The following is a 3540-nucleotide window of genomic DNA, read 5'->3' on the forward strand; positions in this document are numbered from 1 at the left end:
CAATTAGGTAATCCTGTCCGCCGGTCACGTTAGGATCCAGTCCGTCGTATTCCTGAATCCCAATCAACTTTCTGTTGCGGTCAATCTGAATGTAGGTTGGCGAACTGTAAACGATATCCTCGAACCACAGCGCGCCAGCGTGTTTGGTGATACCTTTCTTGCCGACAATGTTAGTCTCGTCAGCCAAGTAAGCCAGATAGCTTGCTGTGTGCTGGCGCTCGTACGCTGCCGGATCGATGGTCATTGTCACGCGGTCAGGATCTGGCGGACCCGACGGACTGTTCTTGCTGCTTTCAACCTTGAGCGGTGCCGCCACGGTTAATGTGTGCGCACTGAATGTGTCATAACCGCCAGACAGGTTCTCGAACGAAACGCGCGGTGTGAGTTCGACTACGCCGGCTGATTTATCTACCAGCTTGGAAGTCGGCACCTCAATCTTAGTTATACCACCGATGCTGCTAGTACCATCGTCAAGGATCAGGTTTCCGCCACCGGTAGACGTTGGCGGCGTCAGTACCAGTTTGTCGCCCTGCTTAACGGCGGTGAATTGCTCGAACTCGATAGACTTTTGGTCGGTATAGTCTGTCCCATCAACGGTCACATCGATGCCGGTCGCCGGATTGGTCAGCGCCACAACTGCGATTTTACCGTTGTCGCGGGTGCTCAGGTTTGCGCCCGGAAACTCCAAATTCTCCACGTCGAAGTTCTTCGAGCTCGGCTCCTGACCGTTGCTGACGTTTATTTTCTGCTTGTCGATGGTGATAGTGGCCTGCTGGGAACCATCATCGCTCACCGTGGCACCGATAAAATGTAACGCGTTAATGTCATCGAAAGCGTGGTTGCCGATATCCTCAACATGCAGGCCGCTAATTTTCTGCGCAATGTTGGACTGCATCACCTGCATGTCAGCTTTCACACTTTGGTCTAGCTGCTGAATAGCTGCGGTATTACCATGCGCAATTGCGGTGATTGTTACATCGTTCTGTTGCAATGTCTGTAAGTGCTGCTCAGCGGTGTTTACGCGGTTGGTAAGGTCGATATCGGTCTGTTGCAATGTCTGAATGTGACCTTCCGCAGTAGTCACGCGGCTGTCGATAGCATTCTTATCCTGCTCGTGCTGGTCCACCTGCGTTTTGAGCGTGTCGAATCCTTCAACGTCCGCGCCGTCGACTAGCTTGTACGTGTCCGCCGGATCCAGTTTTTCCAGCTTCTCGCCGATCTTAATTGTCATTACTGCACCTCGAATGAGACTGATTTGGACGCTGTCTGATTGTCACTCACGTACACCATTCCCACCGCACCGTCCACTGTGACCGGATAGGACTGCCACACCGCGGTGAACGCATGTGCAAAGCTAAAGCCGGTAATCGCACCGAGCACATCAGGGATCCACACGTACATGTACGCAGGAGTCGCGTCCGCACGTGCGAGTGTAATATCGTGACCGATGATCACGTGATCTTGCTCGGTCGTGCCGGTCTTAATTTGCGCCTCGGTCGGCGGCTTGGCGGTCGTGAACCCGAACCATATTGCGTGCTGGTCGGCTGGCGGATTAGTTGCGAACATGGCGCTGATGTCTATCAGGTCGGTGTCGATCACTTGCTGCCCACTCTTGAACGTTAGTGTGATAGTGCGTGACGCTGGGTTAACCTTGCTTTCCACCTTGTCGATTTTTGCCGCTTGCAACGACTGTATCGACTGCAGCATATTGGTGATCTGCCCCTTCAAACTCACAATGTCTTGAGCGGTGATAGCTGCACCACTTTCCAGCGCGGTGATGCGTGTCGCATACGGTGCAATGGCGGCGGCGCACGCTTGGTCAAAGTCCTGTTGTGTCTTGACGTACAACCCACTGATGCGTTGCGTCAATGCGTCAATCTCGCCCTGCGTGACGTCGGCCGACAATGTGACCACACGTCCCGCTACGGACACAGATAGACCGTCACCGATTTGCATCACGTCAACGAGGTGTTGAACTCCGCCGACCTTCTCGATTGACAGTGGTGAGCCGGATGCGCCGTTTTGACTCACCCAGTAGCGCGTACCGTCACGCTTGGACGCCAACACCTGATAGTCGCTTGCCGGAACGCCGAGTGACGCCTCTTTCGCATCCAGAGCGTTTTGCAACCCGGTCACATCCGCAATACCTGTAGCGGGGTGCCCGGGTATCTCAACGGTGAACGACGACGGATCCGCTACCTTCTGCTTGATGACCACACCTGCACCGGTAAAGTCGAACTCCGATGTGGTTTCATTGAGCATCTGCCCATCACGCGACACCTTGAGACGTACCGGTGCATTCTCGGCGCGGGTCGCTGCGGCTTCCGCACGTGTGGCATCGGTTGCAGCACTCTGTGCCGCTTGTGTCGATGTTGTCGCATCCGTTGCAGCCTGTACCGCTGACGCACTGGCATTTTGTGCGGACTGCTCGGCGGCGTTCATGTACTGTGCGGCTTGTCCGGCGCTGGTGGCTGACTGCGCGGCACTCGCGGCTGATTGCGTTTTCAGCGCTTCCACATCTTTCTTGGTCTGCGCTGTAGCCGACTCGTTCAAGTCCGCAGCACTGGCCGACTGTGCTGCTGCTGCGGCGGCATCCTGCGCCTGTTTTACATAGACCAGAATGTCCGTCGCATCACCGAGGATCTGTACTTGAATGTCACTACAGCTCATGGTTGCACCCGCGTGGTCAGTTGATTGATGGTTAGTGTTCCGGTGACGATAGGTTTTTCAAATTCCTCACCGTTCATCATCCAGATGTCGTAATAGAAGATACCTGCACCGAGTGTCCGAGACTGCTCCGGCGTGATATGGAAATTCACAGATTTGTTGGTGATTGGGGAATTGGCGGTCAGCAGTACGATGTCGTCCGAGTTGTTCCGGCGAACGGTAAACGTACAGGTCGCAGCTGTCAGGTCGATAGCTGTCTGGAACAGTAAGTTGAAATCGTGGTTCTCTCCGTACCCTAGCGTTACGTTATTTACCACTGGTGCGCATGTGCTGCTGTACATATGACCCCTTTCGCGGCCACAAAAAAAAAGGCCGTCTACCAAAATGTTGGTAAAACAGCCCGTTCTGGACACATTATAACAACGCGCAGCGAGGATAACAACTGTGGAGGTGTTGACAGGTTGGTCAAATGACGGTAGAGTTAATTCACCAACTAGAGAAGGAGTGACAAAGATGCAAAAGGGTCAGAAAGTAAAATGTGTGGAGTCATACGATACGGCAGTCACCGAAGGTAATATTTATCCGGTGCATGCAGGGTATAAAGATCCCGATACGGTTTGCGGTGGGCGCGTCCTGAGTGATGGGTTTATTACAACTTCTGACGAAGGTGATGAAATTTACTGCATGTACCCCGCCTGTCTCTTTGGTAAGTGGGAGCTGGTGCAGGAGTGACACATAAAGTAAAGGGGCGCAATGCGCCCCTATTAAGCCCGTAAGAACCGCACGCGGGGAGCGCCGGGCTAAACGCTATTACCCCCGCGTGGGTTACTGCTCGGCGTTATTCGCTTCTGCAATGCGATTAACGAGTGTTTC

The 3540-nt window shown here is 53.8% G+C and carries 4 protein-coding genes; 1 reads left to right on the forward strand and 3 read right to left on the reverse strand.

The features are described 5' to 3' along the window. The 3 genes from ACRDDY_RS17715 to ACRDDY_RS17725 form a co-directional block, all read right to left on the reverse strand. A partial coding sequence (locus tag ACRDDY_RS17715) for a hypothetical protein (RefSeq protein WP_438566252.1) occupies window positions 1-1231 on the reverse strand: 1231 nt, incomplete at its 3' end. After that, window positions 1231-2670 carry a hypothetical protein gene (locus ACRDDY_RS17720; RefSeq protein ID WP_438566253.1) on the reverse strand — a complete coding sequence of 480 codons (1440 nt, stop codon included), beginning with the start codon at window positions 2668-2670 and terminating at the stop codon, window positions 1231-1233. The genes ACRDDY_RS17715 and ACRDDY_RS17720, both read right to left, overlap by 1 nt. Continuing rightward, window positions 2667-3008 carry a hypothetical protein gene (locus tag ACRDDY_RS17725; protein ID WP_438566254.1) on the reverse strand — a complete coding sequence of 114 codons (342 nt, stop codon included), beginning with the start codon at window positions 3006-3008 and terminating at the stop codon, window positions 2667-2669. Before ACRDDY_RS17725 ends, ACRDDY_RS17720 begins: the two co-directional genes overlap by 4 nt. 172 nt (window positions 3009-3180) lie before the next feature. Here ACRDDY_RS17725 and ACRDDY_RS17730 point away from each other — a divergent pair, with 172 nt between their 5' ends. Then, entirely contained in the window at window positions 3181-3399 is a 219-nt protein-coding gene (locus tag ACRDDY_RS17730; protein WP_438566255.1) for a hypothetical protein, read from the forward strand. Window positions 3400-3540 lie beyond the last annotated feature (141 nt).

Origin of the sequence: Clostridium sp. (assembly GCF_051656525.1) — a bacterium.
Lineage (GTDB): Bacteria > Bacillota > Clostridia > Clostridiales > Clostridiaceae > Clostridium.

What these genes read in the sequence shown, in the direction of transcription:
- ACRDDY_RS17730 (WP_438566255.1), top strand. Translation starts at nt 3,181, where the DNA reads ATGCAAAAGGGTCAGAAAGTAAAATGTGTGGAGTCATACGATACGGCA.
- ACRDDY_RS17720 (WP_438566253.1), bottom strand. Translation starts at nt 2,670, where the DNA reads ATGAGCTGTAGTGACATTCAAGTACAGATCCTCGGTGATGCGACGGAC.
- ACRDDY_RS17725 (WP_438566254.1), bottom strand. Translation starts at nt 3,008, where the DNA reads ATGTACAGCAGCACATGCGCACCAGTGGTAAATAACGTAACGCTAGGG.